The sequence below is a fragment of the Corynebacterium sp. S5S1 genome, assembly GCF_001913985.1.
Taxonomy (GTDB): Bacteria; Actinomycetota; Actinomycetes; order Mycobacteriales; family Mycobacteriaceae; genus Corynebacterium; species Corynebacterium marquesiae.
Window position 1 is genome coordinate 1,816 of sequence record NZ_MKXT01000096.1, and the last position, 1,175, is coordinate 2,990.

2 protein-coding genes are annotated in these 1,175 nt (G+C 59.2%); both read left to right on the forward strand.

Annotated features, from left to right (window positions below):
• Positions 1-95: 95 nt before the first annotated feature.
• Positions 96-518 carry a hypothetical protein gene (locus BKN05_RS12540; RefSeq protein ID WP_018121583.1) on the forward strand — a complete coding sequence of 141 codons (423 nt, stop codon included), beginning with the start codon at positions 96-98 and terminating at the stop codon, positions 516-518.
• 68 nt (positions 519-586) lie between these two features.
• On the forward strand, positions 587-1,175 hold a 589-nt coding region (locus BKN05_RS12545), incomplete at its 3' end, for a trehalose-6-phosphate synthase (RefSeq protein ID WP_286688790.1).

The following is a 1,175-nucleotide window of genomic DNA, read 5'->3' on the forward strand; positions in this document are numbered from 1 at the left end:
GGCGCAAAAGCGACTAAACATAGCGTAGAATGGCGCAGTTGTAGGCAATACGCACCGCACACCCGAAAAGACACCGCTCCAGGAGGAAGCACTCCATGCCACCAAAGGTCACTGACAAGCATCCCGACGTAGAGCAAGAAGAGGCAGTCGAGGAACAAACCGCGTCTGCTGCACGACGCATCGTTGCCACCTACGCCGAAGACTTCATGGATGGCGTGACCCTCATGTCCATGCTGGGCGTAGAACCAGACGGCCTGGTGCACTCCAGGGTGGCCGCCGAGCAAAACCCACAGCCCGCTGGCGATGCTGACGACGGATCCGGCACTGCGAAAAAGACCACCAAAAAGACGTCCAAGAAGGCCTCGAAGAAAGCCACCAAGAAGTCCAGCAAAAAATCGACCAAGAAGACGGCGAAGAAAGCATCCAAGAAGTCGACAAAGAAGACTGCGAAGAAGTCTGCGAAAAAGACCAGCAAGAAGGCCACCAAGAAATCCACGGCCAAGAAATCAGCCGAATAAGCCTAGCTGAATAAACCAACTGTGGTTTCCAGATAGCGGTCGAGGTAAACGGTGAGTGAGGTAGCACGGTGAATGCCGGTCAAAGTGTCGGTGGCACCGGAGGCGGGGCCGGTGAGCATGTTGATCTCGTCACCGCCAACGACGGCAGCACAGAATGGAAAGCCTCGCCCGGCGGGCTGGTTTCTGCGCTCTCGCCCATTTTGGAAGCCCGGCAAGGCTGCTGGATCGGCTGGCCGGGTGTCGCCGATGCCGCCCCGGAACCATTCCACAACGACGCAGGGGCTCTGCTCTACCCCGTGACGCTGTCTGAATACGACTTCACAGCCTTTTATGAAGGCTTTTCCAACGCCACCCTGTGGCCGCTGTACCACGACCTGATCGTTCCGCCGACCTACCACCGCGAATGGTGGGCGGCATACCGGGATGTCAACACACGATTCGCGGAGCACGCCGCGGTAGTCGCCGCCCCAGGTGCCACCGTGTGGGTGCAGGACTACCAGCTGCAACTGGTTCCCGGGATCTTGCGGCAACTGCGCCCCGATGTGCGTATCGGGTTTTTCGCCCACATCCCCTTCCCACACCCGGATATTTTCCGGCAACTGCCCTGGCGCCACGAGATCATCCGCGGGCTTTTGGGTGCGGACGTGGTGGGCTTCC